This is a genomic window from Acidobacteriota bacterium (assembly GCA_016208495.1).
Lineage (GTDB): Bacteria > Acidobacteriota > Blastocatellia > Chloracidobacteriales > Chloracidobacteriaceae > JACQXX01.
The window spans coordinates 16,110-33,909 of sequence record JACQXX010000022.1; the positions used below are offsets into that span (position 1 = coordinate 16,110).

Annotated in this window: 12 protein-coding genes; all 12 read left to right on the forward strand. The window is 50.3% G+C overall.

Annotated elements, in window-relative coordinates:
- Positions 1–334 precede the first annotated feature (334 nt).
- The 12 genes from HY774_04295 (at position 335) to HY774_04350 (ending at position 17,688) form a co-directional block, all read left to right on the forward strand.
- The gene (locus HY774_04295; protein ID MBI4747681.1) at positions 335–1,267 is read left to right on the forward strand and encodes a MerR family transcriptional regulator; all 933 of its coding nucleotides are present in this window, start codon (positions 335–337) and stop codon (positions 1,265–1,267) included.
- 417 nt (positions 1,268–1,684) lie between these two features.
- On the forward strand, positions 1,685–2,887 hold the full coding sequence (locus tag HY774_04300) for an iron-containing alcohol dehydrogenase (protein MBI4747682.1): 1,203 nt from the start codon (positions 1,685–1,687) through the stop codon (positions 2,885–2,887).
- Between the two features lie 245 nt (positions 2,888–3,132).
- On the forward strand, positions 3,133–4,632 hold the full coding sequence (locus HY774_04305) for an aldehyde dehydrogenase family protein (protein ID MBI4747683.1): 1,500 nt from the start codon (positions 3,133–3,135) through the stop codon (positions 4,630–4,632).
- 132 nt (positions 4,633–4,764) lie between these two features.
- Complete coding sequence (locus HY774_04310; GenBank protein MBI4747684.1) at positions 4,765–5,211, forward strand: hypothetical protein; 447 nt, start codon at positions 4,765–4,767, stop codon at positions 5,209–5,211.
- 136 nt (positions 5,212–5,347) lie between these two features.
- Positions 5,348–6,268, forward strand: a complete 921-nt coding sequence (locus tag HY774_04315) for a GntR family transcriptional regulator (GenBank protein ID MBI4747685.1) — start codon at positions 5,348–5,350, stop codon at positions 6,266–6,268.
- A 314-nt stretch (positions 6,269–6,582) separates the two neighbouring features.
- Entirely contained in the window at positions 6,583–7,080 is a 498-nt protein-coding gene (locus HY774_04320; protein MBI4747686.1) for a hypothetical protein, read from the forward strand.
- A 43-nt stretch (positions 7,081–7,123) separates the two neighbouring features.
- On the forward strand, positions 7,124–8,602 hold the full coding sequence (locus HY774_04325) for an FAD-binding oxidoreductase (protein MBI4747687.1): 1,479 nt from the start codon (positions 7,124–7,126) through the stop codon (positions 8,600–8,602).
- A 41-nt stretch (positions 8,603–8,643) separates the two neighbouring features.
- Entirely contained in the window at positions 8,644–9,162 is a 519-nt protein-coding gene (locus tag HY774_04330) for a hypothetical protein (protein MBI4747688.1), read from the forward strand.
- Between the two features lie 301 nt (positions 9,163–9,463).
- Entirely contained in the window at positions 9,464–10,255 is a 792-nt protein-coding gene (locus tag HY774_04335) for a hypothetical protein (GenBank protein MBI4747689.1), read from the forward strand.
- 305 nt (positions 10,256–10,560) lie between these two features.
- The gene (locus tag HY774_04340; GenBank protein MBI4747690.1) at positions 10,561–11,439 is read left to right on the forward strand and encodes an ABC transporter ATP-binding protein; all 879 of its coding nucleotides are present in this window, start codon (positions 10,561–10,563) and stop codon (positions 11,437–11,439) included.
- Between the two features lie 289 nt (positions 11,440–11,728).
- Positions 11,729–15,367 (forward strand): hypothetical protein, encoded by a 3,639-nt coding sequence (locus HY774_04345; GenBank protein MBI4747691.1) that lies wholly within the window; start codon positions 11,729–11,731, stop codon positions 15,365–15,367.
- Positions 15,368–15,726: 359 nt separating this feature from the next.
- Complete coding sequence (locus tag HY774_04350; protein MBI4747692.1) at positions 15,727–17,688, forward strand: hypothetical protein; 1,962 nt, start codon at positions 15,727–15,729, stop codon at positions 17,686–17,688.
- Positions 17,689–17,800 lie beyond the last annotated feature (112 nt).

The following is a 17,800-nucleotide window of genomic DNA, read 5'->3' on the forward strand; positions in this document are numbered from 1 at the left end:
GAGATATTGAATTTGGTAAGTATTTGATTCTTTTCGTGTTTTTCGTGTTTTTCGTGGTTAAAATGTCTTGGAGTTCTCGGTAAAGTACTTATACCATTTTGGGCTGAGAGAAATACAAGTCTATCAATTTGCTAATGCGATAGGACCATTCCAAAATGATATGAGGACTTGCGAACAGTGCCGTTGATGACGGGGTGGACAATACTGAGACATTAAATTATTGTCAAGTTGTTTTCCTGGACAAATTCCGGACAGAAGTTTGACAAATATCAGAATGGCCGGTAAGATCGAAAATGCACCTTCTTATTTTCGTTCTGAATTGAGCCATACATTTATGAAGCAGCCATTAAATTATCCGATTCGTGCGGTCTCAAAACTCACCGGTTTGAGTATTGACACCTTACGAGCGTGGGAGAAGCGGTATCAGGCGGTAGTTCCGCTCCGCGATGAGCGAGGTCGGATGTACACCGAGTCTGATTTGGAGCGGCTTCATCTGTTGCGGGCAGCCATTGACAAAGGGCATGCCATTGGGCGGGTTGCCGCACTGGCCGATCAGCAGTTACGTGAATTACTTGAGCTAACCCCAATCGCCCGAGCCAGCGAACTGATATCGGTTCCGATGCGAAAATCACAGCCTCACCTCGATCTGGATCCCTTTATGGAGGCGGTCGAGCGGTATGATTATCTCTGGATTGACAAAGAACTTGGACGACTGGCAATTCTGCTTCCAGCACGTGAGTTGATGTATCAGGTGGTGCTGCCATTGATGCGCCAGGTTGGAATTGAATGGCATCAAGGCAAATTGAGCATTGCCCAGGAACACATAGTGTCGTCGCTTTTATGCAGGCTGCTGGGATCTCTGATGCGGCTGCATCTCAATTCAAATCCCCCAGCCAGGCTGCTGTTTGCCACACCAAGCGGTGAGCAGCACGAATTTGGCATCCTCTCGTCCGCGATGCTGGCCACCGGGGGTGGACTTGGCATTTTATATCTGGGGTGCGATTTGCCAGCGGAAGAGATCGTTGAAGTGGCGCGAAGGGGTGAGATCGAAGCGGTTGTGCTCGGGGTTGTCGGTACCGGCGGGATCAACCCGGCAATGAACAGTATCTTGTTTCTGACGAAGCAGTTACCACCACGAACGGAGCTTTGGGTTGGTGGTACCACCAGTGAAGAACTCATTCATGCCATCAAACAAACCCGTGCTCAGTGGATTCCGGATTTTGAGACCTATGAAACCCATTTGAAGCGCCTCGGTGCCAGATTTTAACGGTGTTAGTGTGAGGCAATCCTCTTTTCTTCTCTCCAATTTCTTAAGCCTGAACAGACGCCTGTTCAGGCTTTGTTTTTTCAGCCGGAGAGTTCACGCAACAATGCCAGTAAGGAGGTAAATAACAAGCGAGTTTAGGGCACGTGAGAGCCTATCGGAAGGGTTTAAAAAAACCGGAAAAGTGCCCGGAAGAAAAAATGAATGAGTGTTCATTCTCTTGATTTCCTGTGATATGCTTGGCATCCAAAATTTGAGCTAAAGCTCAGTTTCTCAAATCCCTTCCACCTTACCAGGTATGAATGATGAATGATGAATGATGAACTGACTTTGAGTCTGGTGGTTTAAGAACGAGCCCGTTCATCATTCAGATAGTTCCGTTCAAAACGGTAAAATTCTCACGAAAGAGGCGCTCGTCCCATGGGTCTGATCAACGGTAATTTCCCAATCTCGCGTCCTGAAATCTCCTTCTTTCTCCCGACACAAATCATTTTCGGCACTGGTAAAGTTCGCCATCTGGCCATTGATCTGCACATGGCTTCTGATCTGGCTGAGCACACCAATGTAATGCTCATCACTGATAAAGGCATTGTGGCTGCCGGGTTGGTTGATTCGCTCAAGCATATCTTTGAACATACGGATCACGAGTTCAAGGCGGTATTTGACGATGTTCCGCCTGATTCTGATGTTGAAGTCATCAAGCGAGCCGCCCAAATGGCCACTGACAACAACATCAATCTCATCATGGCGCTGGGCGGCGGAAGCGTGATGGATACGGCCAAAGCCACCAGCGTTGTGGCCACCTACGGCGGCGAACCGGCTGATTACGAAGGTGGGTTTATGGTGCCGGGGCCGATTATTCCAATCATTGCCATTCCAACCACGGTCGGAACCGGCAGCGAAGTCACACTGGTGGCCATGGTCAAAGACCACGTCAGCCACCGCAAAATCCTGATGAGCAGCCCCTTTTTGTTTCCACGAATGGCCGTGCTGGACCCGGAAATGGTGGCGACGTTGCCGGCGAAAATTGTGGCCTGGACCGGGATGGACGCATTGACCCATTCGATTGAAGCCTACACCTGCTCTGAACACGAACCCTTTTCGGAAGCTCTGGCCATGCGATCTATCGAAATGATTGCTGACAACCTCCCGGCAGCCGTGGCGGAGGCCGGCCCAACCGAAGCCCGTGCCAAAATGCAATTGTCAGCCACCATGGCTGGAATGGCCTTTACCAATTCACCGGTTGGGGCCGTTCACGCGATTGCCCACTCAATCGGAGCGTTGTATGGGGTTCATCATGGGCTGGCGAATGCGATTGCGTTGCCCTATGTGATGGAATTCAACCTTGAGAAAGCCACCGAAGGATATGCTCACGTTGGTCGAGCCCTCGGCGTGGGGATTGAAGGCAGTTTTCAGGACCAGGCCGAAGCCGCAATTGAAGCGGTGCGGAACCTCAAGACACAGCTTGGGATTCCACGGCTGTTTCGCGAAGTCGGCGTGCCCGTAACCGACGAAGCGCTGGACCAGATTACCAATTTGACGCTTGAGGAACTGTGCCTCGCTTTCAACCCACGCAAAGCCAGTCCCGAAGAAATCCGGGACTTGATCAAACAGACGATCTGAGCGAAATAGCAAATAAAAGCGAGTCGCGAGTCGCGAGTAGTTTTCAATGCATGAGAAAACAGGTGCTCAATTGCAAAATGAACTACCTCAACGATTCAGCTATCAGTTTAAGCGCTTTTGGCCACCTGATTCGGATATCAAAGGATAGTTGAGTTCCTGGTCTTACTGCTTTATTACTCGCTACTCGCTTTAGTTTGCCACTTCACTCAATTGCTCCCTTGCCACGGACACAAAGGACAAATCCCATGTCATCACCACTCAAAGCCGAATCAATTCCAACGAAATCGTTATTGATTGATGGTCAGCTTGTTGCGGCTGGATCGGGAAAAACATTTCAAAGTCTGTCACCCGCCGATCAGACGCCGCTGGCCAACATTCCCCACGCGAGCCTTGAGGATGCCGAAACGGCAGTTCAAGCCGCGCGATCATCATTTAACCTGGGCTCGTGGCGCAATTCCGATGGCGCCATGCGGGCAAAAATTCTGAATAAAATCGCTGATCTGATTGAAGCCAACCTGGAAGAATTTGCCCAACTCGAAGCGGCTGACCAGGGAAAGCCCGTCGGATTTGCCCGATTGCTTGAAATTCCAGCCGTGGTTGATTGTTTCCGGTATTTTGCCGGCTGGACTGATCGCATTACCGGACAGACCATTCCCGTGCCGATGTCGGGCCTGGACTTTACGCTCCGTGAACCGATTGGCGTGTGTGTCGGTTTTGCCCCCAATAACTATCCGCTGGCTTTGGCAGCGTTTAAAGTTGCTCCCGCGCTGGCTGCCGGAAACAGTTTTATTTTAAAGCCTTCGCCTTCGACGCCGTTGACGGCTTTACGGTTAGGGGAAATTTGCCTTGAAGCGGGTCTCCCGGATGGCGTGCTCAACGTTTTAACTGAACCCACCAACGACGTGGCGGCTTATTTACTGGAGCACCCCGAAGTTGACCTGGTGTCATTAACCGGGGGGACTGAAACCGGCAAGGCCGTGATGCGTGGGGCGGCTTCGACGCTCAAACACGTGTCGCTCGAACTTGGCGGCAAATCGCCAATGATTGTGTTCCCAGATGTAGACCTGGATCAGGCGGTTACGGGCGCCATGCTCGGGGTTTTCTACAATTCGGGTCAAACCTGCACTGCCTCAACCCGGATTTTTGTTCATGAATCCATCCACGACGAATTTGTCGAGCGGTTTGCGGCGCGGGCCACCACGATAAAAGTTGGACATCCCCTCGATGATGCCACCCAAAATGGACCAGTGGTAACCCGTCAGCAACTTGAAAAGGTCAAACATTACATCGGGCTTGGTGATCAGGAAGGCGCCACCCGTGTGTGCGGCGGTGAATTCCCATCAGATTCCAGCCTGTCATCCGAAGGGAATTACATTGCCCCCACGATTTTCAGCCATGTGTCCAATTCAATGAAAATTGCCCGGGATGAAATCTTCGGACCCGTGGCCGCAGTCCTGAAATTTTCAGATGAATATGATGTGCTTGATGAGGCCAATGATTCACCGTATGGTTTAGCCGCTTCCATCTGGACCAGCGACATCAAACGGGCACTCAACTTCGCCAAAAATTTGCAAGCTGGCCAGGTCTGGATCAACAACCACAATGCCTTCTTCCCGCATACACCATTTGGCGGATACAAAAAGAGCGGCATTGGCCGTGAAGGTGGCTATGACGTGTTGCTCCATTACACCCAGGTCAAAAACGTCTATGTTGAATTGGGCGACATCATCATGAGCCCGTTTTAATGGAAACTGCCACCAGTTTGAAATGAATCAAATGAATTATGAGAAGCAGATCCCCTTGAAAAACAAGGACTTCGACTTTTCATAATTCATAATTCATCATTCATCATTCATACAAGGAGTGAAAGTGCATTTATGCTGAAGTTTTACACAAAGGCATGGCTTGACGAAATTGCTCGTCGCCTCGAAGCGGATCCACGATTTGCGCAGGAAGGCAAAAAACTCAACGGCACGTTTGTCTTTCGGGTATTGGACGGGCCAGACGGCAAGGACCGCCGGACTTCCTGGACGTTCAAAGGTGGGAAGGCGATTGATTGGCAATATGAAGCCCAGCCATCACCGTGGGAAGAATGGCGCAAAGCCCCATTTACACCAAACTGGGTCATGCGAGCCACGGCCCCGTTTGCAATGATGGCCAAGGTCAATCGCGGTGAAATTACCCCGGTTCGGGCCATGAGTTCTCCTGAGTATCACGTCGAAGGCAACAAGGCCATGATCATGCAAATGATGAAGGCCATGAACGTCTGGAATGAAATCACCGCCGCCATCGAAGTCGAATATGACTTCACGGATGACAACTAAACTGAATGAAGAAAATACAAGTGGTTAGTGGTTAGTGGTTAGTGGTTAGAAATCAATACTTTCGAAGAAGGACCAGGGACCAACCACCAAGGACCAACCACTAACCACTAACCACTTTCTTCATTCTCAATTCCTTATGCGTATCTGGCTTTCGAAGCACACAGAGGTGCCAATTCGCGAGCAACTGGCTGAACAGGTCATGTTTGGGATCATCAGTCAGGAATTGCAGCCCGGTCAGCGATTGCCGAGCATTCGGGAACTGGCCCGCCGGTTGCGCATTCATTCCAACACGGTCAATGCGGCATATCATGAGTTGGCCCGCCGGGGATGGGTTGAGTTTCGAAAGGGAAGTGGCGTCTATGTCCGAACCCTCGCCGCTGAAGTCCGCGAAACCAGCTCGCAAGCCGAACTTGACCAGCACATCGCCTCATTTTTGCGAATGCTCCACCGACGTGGCTTTTCACAGGCAGCAATTCAATCCCGCCTCCACTACCTGCTCGAACTCCAACCCCCAGATCATTTTCTAATCCTCGAATCCGACCCGCATTTGCAGGAAATCTTAAAACGCGAACTCGCTGAAATCACTCAGTTTCCAGTTTCGGCCACCTCTCTTGAGACGGTGAAGGCAACACCTCAGGTGCTCATCGGCGCGATTCCGGTGGCGCTCTATAGCCGGGCTGAACTGGTGCGACCATTGCTCCCGCCGCAAACCGAATGTACCTGGCTCCACCTTCGATCCATTCCCAAATCACTCACCGCCTACCAAAAACCCAGTGACGATGCCCTCTTGTCGGTCGTGTCACACTGGCCGGAATTTCTGAAATGGGCGCGGATGCTCTTGATTGCCGCTGGAATTGCGCCGGATGCGGTGCATTGTGTGACTCCGACTGATCCTGATTGGGTGCGTAGTCTCCGGCATAGTTATCTGGTGATTACCGACGTCGTTACCGCACCGTTACTGCCGGCGGGAACCCCGATTGCCATTTATCGGATAGTTGGGGACGAATCTTTTGCCGAACTCCAACAAATGGTTGCCAGCCTCATCTCAGGCGAGTGATTCCAATTCTTCCATTCGTTCTTATCCTCAGCCACAAATCTCAGTCCCGTCCCAGAAATGTCACAGTCAGGAAAAGTGTGATAGCGACAGGTATTTCTGATCCATCGCTGGAGTAGTTTCTCGCCACACGATCCCAATCAACCCTCTCATTTGCTGTGTCTAGTAGTATCGACGCGATATCGTCGCGGTGCGGAAAGCTGGTTTGTTTCTCTCAAGTGAATTCAGAGGCAGGTGGATTGGGATCGTGTCAAAGCGATGCCCTATCCAGGTATTTTTTGGGTGAGAATAATGAATTCTTTTATTTGTGAGGGATTATGAAAACAAAAGTTGTGGTGTATGTTGCCGGATTTGTACTGACAGTGAGTTTTTTCTCAAGTCAGATCTTTGGTCAGTCCAGGGAAACAATCGCTCAAACATCGCCTGTTCAACCCGTTGATGTCTATCTGAGTACTGCGCAAACGTTAGTGATTGATTCAGATACGCTCCTGTTTACACCACAGACTCTGGTGGCGGAACTTATGAAGAACGCAGAATTTAAAAAGTTTGATCTGGCGATTGTCGAGCAGTTCAAGAAGGCTGATTTAGAGGTAAACGTCAGTCGGAAAGCCTTTACCACCAAATATGTCTTTGAAGTGATTGATCGTCGAACTGGAAAGGTCCTGGCCTCAGAATCGCTGAAATCGCTGGGTGGAACCGTTGAAGGAAAAATCGCCAGCCGGTTAATTCAAATTCTGAAACCCCATCGGGTGGGCAACTCATTGAATTCAAACCGCCCAACATTGAAGCGGCCAGCAAAGGAAGGCGAAATATAGGGCTGCTCAGTTATTCCATCATTTACCCGCATGGAGGTCCCTGATGTCTCAATCTCGACGTGATTTTCTTAAAATGCTGAGTGTTGCTTTGTGTTTTCCTCACGCGAATGTGAATGGAAAAACACCTCCGGTTGACTCGATTGTGAATGATGTTCATTCGCAACTCAATGCCACACGAGTCTTTTCGATTGTGCGGCCAACACATATTGACGATCTTCGGGAATGTATTTGGGCCGCCTCCCGGCTGGAAAAATCAATCAGTATTTGTGGAAAAAGACATTCGATGGGAGGCCAGCAGTTTGGAACAGACTCGGTTTTGGTGGATATAACCGGGTTTGACCGGGTCCTGGGATTTGATCAGGAACAAGGCATTGTTGAGGTTGAATCAGGAATCACCTGGCCTCAATTGATTGATTTTTTGCTCCAGGCACAGCACGGACAGGCTCAGCAGTGGGGAATTATTCAAAAGCAAACCGGGGCTGACGAGTTAACGCTTGGTGGAGCACTGGCGTCAAACGTGCATGGACGCGGACTGGCGATGAAACCCATCATTGATAATGTTGAATCCTTTGAACTTCTGGACGCGACCGGGCAGCTCCTTTCCTGTAGCCGAGCCCAGAACACCGAACTCTTCAAACTGGTGATTGGCGGGTACGGATTATTTGGGATTGTCACCTCGATTCGTCTCAGGCTGTGGCCAAGGAAAAAAGTGAAGCGGGTTGTAAAAATCGGCGAGACACAAACCATTATTTCTGCCTTTGAGGACCGAATTCAAAACGAGTTTTTGTATGGTGATTATCAGTTTGCCACTGATTTCAAGCGGGAGAGTTTTTTGCGCCGAGGTGTATTTTCCTGCTACCAGCTTATGCCTCCCGATACACCTGTGACCCCAAATCCAACCCGCTTTCATCCCCAGGATTGGGCAAAACTGACCTATTACTCACATAAATACAAACGCCGGGCGTTTCAGGTTTACACCAAACGGTATCTGGCGACTTCAGGGCAAATATACTGGTCTGACTCGCAACTGTCAGCCGCGTATGTTGAAAATTACCACGCGGATTTGGACCGTAAACTTGGGGCAAAGGTGAAAGCCACCGAGATGATTACTGAAATCTATGTCCCACGAGTGTCCCTGGCTGAGTACATGGAAGCCGCACGAAGCGAACTGATCCGGCTCAAGGCCAATGTGATTTATGGAACGGTTCGATTGATCGAAAAAGATGAGGAAAGCTTCCTGGCCTGGGCAAAAGAAAATTACGCCTGCATCATTTTCAACCTGCACATTTCACATACCCCGGAGAAGATTGAAGGCGCTGCCACGGTATTCAAGCGGCTGATTGACCTGGCTCTTCCTTATGGAGGAAGCTATTACCTGACATATCATCGGTTTGCTACCAAAGAACAGGTCGCGGCTTGTTATCCACAATTTGAAGAATTTCTCCGGTTGAAATTGAAATACGATCCAAAAGAAGTGTTTCAGAGTGACTGGTATCGCCACCATAAACAGCTCTTTCGATAAACTTCATTCGAAACGAACACCTGAACATCAAGTGAGGTCATATGATTTTTTCACGCTGGTTCCTTCTGATGAGTTGTGGAGTGGTTTTTTCACTGGTGGGTTTGTGTGGCGGAGGGTCGTCACCGCCAATCAAACGCCAACCTGAACGTCCACCAACCGCCCAAAAACAAACGAAGCCACCCAAACCCCTGAAAAATTACTCTGAACCGCCGGCCCTCCAAAATGAAGATCGGGTTGCTCTGACAACATTCAAGTCACTGTGTATTCTTTCGAGATCACAGTACTTTACCCCCACCGCCCTCGAAGCCGCATTATTTAAACACAAAGAGTTTGTTGCCTGGGGGATTTCGGTCACCCGAGACCTGCGGGACGCCGACGTGGTGATTGAAATCAGCCGAAAGAAATTCACCACCCGGTTTGTGTACAGCATTGTTGAGGTTCGCACCCGCCATGTGCTCGGGTCTGGAATAGTCAATTCCATTGGCGGAACGGTTGAAGGCAAAATTGCTGATAACTTCATCAAACTACTTCGAGCTTACCGCATAAAGACATCGAACTGAAGAAAGTGGGCTCAGGGCTGAAGACTCGCAAGCTCGGAGCGGAAGAAAACGGGTTCAATACCCTGAAGCCAACTTCTTCAGCCCGATTTCTTCAGCCCGACTTCTTCAACCCCTGACTCTGAGCCCATTTTCTTCAGCCCGAAGTCTTTCTGGACCTTGCTTCAGTTTCCCTGGACAGGCTAGTATCTTCCCCACCGCTTTTCTTTCCAGGGAACTCACCAGTGCACCACACTGGTTTCAGCAGTCAACATTATCTCAATCAATTGTTTTCAGAAAAACCAGTGAGGAGGAATCTGTCGTGATGGCACGCATTCGACCAGCTTGGAGCAAATTGGGATTTTTGGGTTTGGTATTGGGAATTTGCGTAGTGATGTCGGGTCAGAGCAGCGGAACCCTGGTTGGTTCAGACGTGGTTTGGGCCCAATCCGGCTGCACTACAACCGAAGCGCCATCGGTTCCAGGAACGGTCAGCCTGTCGGTGAATTTTGCCGACCGGGTGATTTACAAAGTTCCAGTGAAAGAAGTGGCCGGCGTTCTGACAACCTTTGCCATGACCTCATCAACACCGGGCGGTCCTCAGCCGAGCAACCTGGATACCCAAACCGGTACGGTACGGTTTCAGCCATTTCAGCTTGGAAAATTTGATTTTGTGATTACTTCGACTAACTGTTCCGGAAAAAGTGCGACCACCACAGTCACGATGGAGGTCAAACCCAATCCCGCCCAACCAGTGATTTTGAATCCGGTTTATTCAACTCGAATCGGATTGGTCATGGAAGAAATGATTCAGGAAGGCGATGATGACCCCATTTTTTCCAAAATCCGAGAAGGCTCAACCTTAGTGGTGGTTCCTCCGGGCGGCACGTTTCAGACCGGCGAGTCGTTCAGGTTAGAACTCCGGCGACCAAAAGGAAACGCACCCCGAACAACGAAATGGCAGGTCCGCCTCCGTGATAATGTAAAGAGCACTCCTGGTGGATTCACCATTGATAAGGCCATCCGGCAAAATGATACCTTTTCAATCGTGGTGGTCAGCGATGGGATTCCGTCAGTCCCGGTGCCCCGTAGCGGAATTATTTTTAAGAATCCGTAGTCGGCCAGCCTGTTTTCACCGGCTACTGTTTCTGACAAAGCCCGGCAGGTTTGGCTCAAACCTGCCGGGCTTTGCAATTTGTGGCATCTTTGGCGAAAACAATACCGTACGAGTGACATCCAAATTTCAATCAACCCATTTCAGTCGCACCAACCCCGAAGCTTGAGTTCTGGGAAATGAACGGGCCATGCCATTGAACAAAAAATGGCTGGCCGATTCATTCTTCATTCTTCAACCTTCCTTCATTGTGAACCAACCGTCGCCACACCGTCACACCAATCCGAAATGAGGAGTCCAGTTTGTCTATGAACCTGGTCATTGAACATCTTTCGAAAACCTACCCCAACGGCGTCAAGGCCCTCCACGACCTGTCGCTGACCATCAACCGTGGCATGTTTGGGCTGCTTGGTCCAAATGGCGCCGGGAAATCGAGTTTAATGAGAACGATTGCCACCCTGCAGGAAGCCGATGAAGGGCAGATCCGGTTGGGTGAGATTGATGTGCTCAACGACAAGGACGCGGTGCGACGGATACTTGGGTATCTGCCTCAGGAGTTTGGGGTTTATCCACGCATGAGCGCCGAGGCCATGCTGGATCACATTGCGATTTTAAAAGGAATTACCAGTGCGAAAGAACGCAAAGAGGTGGTGGCGGCGCTGTTGCACCAGACCAATTTGTTTGATGTGCGCAAAAAACACCTCGGCGGCTACTCCGGCGGGATGAAGCAACGTTTTGGAATTGCCCAGGCCCTGCTGGGAAACCCGAAGTTGATCATTGTTGACGAGCCAACGGCTGGCCTTGACCCGGCGGAGCGCAACCGGTTTCTGGACCTGCTGAGCGAAATCGGGGAAAACGTGATTGTGATCCTCTCGACCCACATCGTCGAAGACGTCAAAGAACTCTGCACCCAAATGGCGATTATCAACAAAGGCCGGGTCCTGCTTTCCGGCAATCCAGTTGAGGCGATTGAATCAGTCCACGGAAAAATCTGGAAAAAATTTATCCACAAAACCGAACTTGAGACCTATCAGCGTGAATTTGACATCATTTCCACCCGCCTGGTCGCCGGGAAAACTGAAATCCACACCTATGCCGACATTCGGCCTGATGCCTCGTTCCACCCGGCTGAAACTGATTTGGAAGACGTGTATTTCCACACGCTTAAAAACGGCACCACGGTTTGAAAAACCAGGGTTCAGGGTTACTAATCCCCCCGGATTTTGTGGGTTGGCAAACCCTATATCGAAAACAAAGGACTTAGCTAACCTACATTTTTGTGGGTGACAGATAAAACAGCTCAAAACAGGCTATTTTTCGGACTTTTTGCTTCATTTTGAGCATATCATCCCACAAAATCCGGGGGGATTAGCAGGATTAAAGGACATTAAAGGACGAAAGGGACATAAAATCGAAAACCCTGAACCCTGAACCCCGAACCCCGAACCCTGAATAATTTCTCAAGAGCAGGTGGATATGTTTGCTGAAATCTTTCGCTTTGAAATGAATTACCGGTTTAAGCGCATTTCGACTTATGTGTATTTCGGACTGTGGTTTCTGATGGGGTTTCTCTATACCAGCACTGAAGGACTCAGTATTGGCGTTGGCGGAAAGGTCCTCAAAAATGGTCCCTATGGAATCAGCCTGATGACAGCGGTGCTCGGCGCCTTTGGAGTCATGATTACGTCGGCCATTTTCGGGACGGCCATTCACCGGGATTTTGAACAAAATACCTATTCGACCCTCTTTACCACGCCGCTCACCAGGCGCAGCTATTTGGGAGGCCGCTTTCTCGCCTCGTATCTGGTGATGCTGCTGGTGTATGCCGGAATTCCGCTTGGAATGCTGATTGGAGGATTGATGCCCTGGGCAGATAAAACCAAGCTCATGCCGGTGCATCTCGCCAATTATTTTCAGCCGTTCCTGGTTTTAGCCGTCCCGTCAATTTTTCTGACCGGAGCACTCTTCTTTCTGGTTGGCGCTCTTTCCCGAAGCCTGCTGGCGGTGTATTTGCAGGGGGTGGTGTTTTTTGCGCTGTATTTGATCACGCTCCCGCTGATTCGGGAAATCGGAAATGATACGCTGCCGGGTCTGGCTGACCCACTTGGAATCGTCGCCATCAACATCATTACCAAATATTGGACCGTCGCTGAACGCAACAGCCAGTTACTGCCGATGACCGGAGTTTTGCTCTATAACCGATTGATTTGGGTGGGAGTTGGCGTAATGGCCCTGGCATTGGTCATGCGGTTTTTCACATTTTCATCGGAAATGCCTTCCTTTTTAGGAAGCCGGAAGAAAAAGGTTCAGGCTGACGAACCCGCCGTTCCAAAACCAGCACATCTTGAGTTACCAGTTGTCCGACAATTGTTTTCAGGCTCAACCCGCTGGCTTCAATTTCTGACGTTGACCCGATTGAATTTCTTGAGCGTGGTCAAAGAAATTCCCTTTATGGCGATTGTGTTCATCGGAATGTTCATTCTGATGCTCAATGGCTCACAGGCAGGGAAGTTCTATGGAACGCAAGTCTTTCCAGTGACTTACATCATCATCGAAGTCATTCAGGGTGGATTCAGTCTCTTTTTTATCATCCTGATCACCATGTATGCCGGGGAACTGGTTTGGAAGGAGCGCGGGGTTAAGTTTGATCAAATTCACGATGCCCTGCCGCTTCCTGGGTTTTTGACCTACCTGAGTCAGTTGTCGGCATTGACCCTGGTGTACTCGGTGCTGCTGCTGGCGTTAACCGTGGTTGGGATGGGAATTCAGGTCTGGCATGGCTACTTTAAGTTTGAGCTGGCCCTGTACCTGAAGGAAGCGTTTTTCATTCAACTCCCATCGTTGATGCAGGTCACCGCTGTGGCCTTGCTGGCTCAAACAGTACTGAAGAACAAGTTTTTAGGTCACGCGGTGGTGATTTTGTTCTTTATGTCGCTTGGCTTTATCAGCGAATTTGGCCTGGAACACAAACTGTATCGCTATAGCAGCAATGCCTCATATGTCTATTCGGATATGAATGGGTTTGGCCATTTTGCCAAACCGATGCTCTGGTTTACGGTCTATTGGACGGCTTGTGCCGGGTTGCTGGCGGTGCTCACGGTGCTGCTCTCGGTCAAAGGGGTGGATACAAGCTGGAAAGCACGGGTTCAAAATGCCCGGCAGAATCTACGGTTTCCGTTAACAGCCATTCTGGCGCTGCTGGCGGTGACATTTGTCGGGAGCGGGGTGTTTATCTTTTATAACACCAATATTCTGAATAAATACCAGACGTCTGACGCGGCCAAGGCGGCGGTGAAGGAATATGAAAAACTCTATAAAAAGTATGAGAAAATTCCCCAACCCCGGATTACCGCCGTCAAACTCAATGTTGATCTGTTTCCGGAAACCCGCGAGTTTCGAGCGAAAGGCAGTTATGTGCTTGAAAACAAAACCAAAACGGATATCACTGCCATCCACGTCACCGATCAGTCCGACACGATCAAGAATTTGAATTTCTCTCGCCAGGTCAAAGAGACGCTCAAGGACGTAGATCACAGCTACCGGATTTATGAACTTCCCACACCGCTCAAACCAGGTGAACAAATCGAACTGGCCTTTGAGGTTGAAGAGAAAAATCCAGGCTTCCGCAACAGTGGGGAAAACAATTCGATTGTTGAGAACGGCACATTTTTCAACAGCTCTTATTTTCCCAAAATCGGCTACCAGCCGGATGCCGAAATGCGAGATGAAGACGAACGGAAAAAACTGGGCCTGCCGCCTCGACCTGGAATGGCACCACCTGACAATCTTGAAGCCCGGATGAACACCTACATTGCGAATGATGCCGACTGGACGACCTTTAACGCCACGGTCAGTACTTCTCCTGATCAAATTGCAATAGCACCGGGGTACCTGCAACGTGAATGGCTCGAAAATGGCCGGCGGTATTTTGAATACCAAATGGAGGCGAAAGTGCTCCACTTTTTTGCCGTGTTGTCAGGCCGATATCAGGTCAAACGAGATCGCTGGAACGATGTCAACATCGAGATTTACTATCACCCGGCGCACGCCTACAACCTGGACCGGATGATCCAGTCGGTCAAGAAGTCGCTGGATTACTACACGATCAATTTCGGCCCGTACCAGCACAAACAGTTTCGGATTATCGAGTTTCCGCGCTATGCCTCGTTTGCTCAATCATTTCCGAACACGATTCCATATTCTGAAAGTATTGGGTTTATTGCCCGGGTGGTCAAAGATGACGATATAGATTACCCGTTTTATGTGACGGCCCACGAACTGGCGCACCAGTGGTGGGCCCATCAGGTCATTGGCGGCAATGTGCAGGGTTCGACGCTCCTGGCCGAAACGCTGTCGCAATATTCGGCCTTGATGGTGATGGAAAAAGAATATGGAAAAGAAAAAATGCGGAAGTTCCTCAAGTATGAACTGGACCGCTATCTGCGTGGACGCACGGCTGAACGCAAAAACGAGCCGGCACTGGCCTACGTCGAGGCGGAAAGTTATGTCTATTACCAGAAAGGCAGCCTGGTGATGTATGCCCTCAAAGATTATATCGGCGAAGACCGGGTCAATGCGGCGCTCAAGAAATTCATTAAGGAATGTGGCTTTCAAAACCCGCCGTTTACCAATTCGCTTGAATTTCTCAAGTACATCCGCGAAGTCACACCGCCGGAAATGCAATATCTGATTACTGATCTCTTTGAAACCATTACTCTGTTTGAGAATCGGGCAATTGAAACCAGCTACAGCAAAACCCCGGATGGCAAATACCTGGTCAAACTCAAGGTTGACGCCAAAAAGCTGCGGGCGGATGGGTCAGGCGACGAAAAGGAAATTGCCATCAATGACTTGATTGATATCGGTGTGTTTTCGGGAGAGAAGAAGAAAGAAAAAGTTCTTCACCTTCAAAAATACCGAATTGACAAGGCACAGATGGAATTTGAAATCACCGTGGACGAAGAACCAGCCCGGGCTGGAATTGATCCGTACAACAAGTTGATTGACCGTAATTCAGACGACAATGTGATTGAGGTCAGTCAGAAGTCTCAAACCGGCAAGCCGGTGGGAATCAAAATCCAATCAGGCGACCAGCCAAGTCAGATCAGGGATTGACCGTAACTGGTTAGGGATTGTAAAAAATCAACTTCCCGTTTTCGTTTGGGAATCAGGCGTTTGGATTGAGCATCCTGAACGGCAACGCTTCGCGGTGCAAGACCAAAACCTGGATGTGGCAGAACCGCCTCAGGAACTTATTTTTTAACGCTCCCTTAGCTTGATGCATATGGGGCGCTGTAAAATCACCTCAAATCACAGTTTTTTTCCTTAATCTCTGCGCATATTTGGCTGAACCTCGCCGTTCAGGCAAACCACAATCTCCGCTATTTTTTCAGACTTTTTCAACTGGTCGCTTCGTCTGAACACCTGTTCGTCCCTTCTCCACATTTCTATCCCACTGCACAGAGTTTCGGCCTATGCGACCACTGGTGTTGACCTTCCTTGTGATTTTGTGTCTTTTCACACTGCATCTGCCTGCGGCACAGCCTTTAACCGTTGCCCAATCATCCGTCACCATTGTTTTGGGTGAGGCGCCGGCGCCATCACCAATTCGGCCTTTGCTTGGCGTCAATGCGGGACCGGCGCCGGTTGGTGAGCCTGGAAACCCTGATTTGACCGCTGCCTATCAGTCAGCCGGTGTCACGATGGTCAGAAGCCACGATTTTTATGGCCCGCTTGATATGACGACGATGTACCCCAATCAGGCCGCCGACCCAGCTCTGGCCTCGTCGTATGACTTCACCACCAGCGACCAGACGTTTCAAGCCATTATCAGCGGAGGCTTTGAGCCGTACCTTCGGCTGGGAAATTCCTATAACAACTCGCGTCCCGTGACGAACAAAGCCAATTTTGCGCGCGCCGGAGTCGAGGTCATCCGTCACTATCGCGATGCAGCCCGCTGGGGGAAAAATTACGTTCGCTTTGTTGAAGTGTGGAACGAACCTGACAACCGGCAATTCTGGACGGGTAGCCGCGAAGAGTTCTTCGATTTGTTTGCCCAACTGGTCACGGCGCTCAAGGCTGAATTTCCCGATCTCAACGTCGGCGGTCCTGGACTGACGCCTGCCGGGTTTCTCTCGCCGCAGGGCCAAAATTACACAACCGGCCTGCTCCAGTACCTGCAGCAGCGAAATGTGCCGCTTGATTTCTTTTCGTGGCATGTCTACACCAACAACCCGCAGGATTTCACAACTGGGGCCACGTTTTACCGCCAGCAACTGGACCGCTTTGGGTTTTCTGCAACCGAACAGCACCTCACCGAATGGAACACCCAGTACCGCGAAGGCACCACCGATGATCCGGCGCTCCGAACCGGCGCCAAAGGTGCGGCACTGATGACCGCCGGCTGGATTGCCCTCCAAAACACCGAGGTCACCCAGTCGCTTTTTTATCGGGGAAATGACCCATCGCTCAATTTGCCGACCTTTTACGGGATGTTTTTTGCGGATGGCCGTCCCAAAAGCATCGGACTGGTATTTCAGCTCTGGTCGCAACTGGTCCAGCATCCAACCCGGATGGCCTCGACCATCAGCAGCAGCACAAGTTTGAAAGTTCTGGCCGGGCGTACCACTACTGCCGGAGAATACGCCGTCCTGATTGTGAATCCGACCGATGCGGCTACATCGTGGCAGCTTGATGCGATGGTGCTTGAAGGTTTGCCAGAGGGAATCCAACTGCAGCAGGTCAGCGATGCCAGCACCCAGGTTCAGACAAGCAATCTGGTGTCGCTCCAGTCAGCTATCGGAGCTTTTGCCACACAACTGGTCACGTTTTCAGTCAACGACGCACCACCGCCGCCGCCAGCCCCGAAAGTAACGATTTTGTCTCCCAACGGAGGCGAACGATACAAAGCCGGAAGCACCACTGACATTCGCTGGACGACCGAAAATCGAAATACCGTTGCCAGCCATGACCTTTCACTCTCCACCGATGGAGGCCAGACATTTCCTGGCTCAATTGTAACGGGACTTTCGGCCCAAAGTCAGAGCTTTACCTGGACGATTCCAGACGTCGTAACGACCGTGGCGCGTATCAAAGTGAATGTTGTCAGTTCACTCACCGTTGTGGTGGAAGACACAAGCAACGCCAGTTTTGAAATCTTCCGCGAGTCAGAGCCTTCCGACACAGTTCCACCCGCCGTGACGAATGTTTTCGTTGGCAGCGGTGCCAAAAAAGTCAAACGGGGTCAAACAGTTACAATCACCTGGCAATCCAGCGACAATCTGGGCATCACCGCCCATACTCTCCGCCTGTCCACCGACGGAGGCACAACCTTCCCAAATCTGCTCGCCACTGGCCTGGCAGGTTCATTTCAATCCTTTTCCTGGACCGTGGCCACCAGCCTTCCAAAGGAACTGGTTGCGAGTTTTGAAAATTGATCTAAACCTTTGTTTTGTATATGTTAGAAGATATGAGAACTCGAGTCTCAACATACCAAAACAAAGGAGTAGATCGATGGACGTATCATCGCATAACCCCCAACCGACGCCA